Origin of the sequence: Pseudomonas agronomica (assembly GCF_025917275.1) — a bacterium.
In the GTDB taxonomy this organism is placed as follows: Bacteria; Pseudomonadota; Gammaproteobacteria; order Pseudomonadales; family Pseudomonadaceae; genus Aquipseudomonas; species Aquipseudomonas agronomica.
In genome coordinates this window covers 1-474 of record NZ_JAOSHO010001041.1, presented here as the reverse complement: position 1 = coordinate 474, position 474 = coordinate 1, and the positions used below count along the sequence as shown (strand labels likewise).

General features: G+C 61.4%; 1 protein-coding gene. It reads right to left on the bottom strand.

What is annotated here, in order from left to right; translation table 11 throughout:
• A partial coding sequence (locus OC610_RS28795) for an aminotransferase class III-fold pyridoxal phosphate-dependent enzyme (RefSeq protein ID WP_264433202.1) occupies positions 1–474 on the bottom strand: 474 nt, incomplete at both ends.

Genomic DNA, 474 nt, shown 5'->3' with positions numbered 1-474 from the left:
AACCGCAGCGGCCACGGGATGACCGGAGTAGGTAAAGCCGTGGTTGAAATCGCCGCCTTCGTTGAGCACCGCGACCACGTCATCGCGCACTATCAGGCCACCCATGGGGATGTAGCCGGAGGTCAGGCCCTTGGCGATGGTCATCATGTGCGGTTTCAACCCGTAGAAGTCGGTGCCGAACCACTCACCGGTACGCCCGAAACCGCAGATCACTTCATCGGCCACGAACAGGATGTCGTACTTGGCGAGGATTTCCTTCATGCGCGGCCAGTAGCTGTCCGGCGGCACGATCACCCCGCCGGCGCCCTGGATCGGCTCGGCAATGAACGCACCGACGTTTTCCACGCCGATTTCGAGGATCTTTTCTTCCAATTGATTGGCGGCCCAGATGCCGAACTCTTCAGGGCTCATGTCGCCGCCTTCACCGAACCAGTACGGCTGCGCGATGTGGACGATGCCCGGGATCGGCAGGTC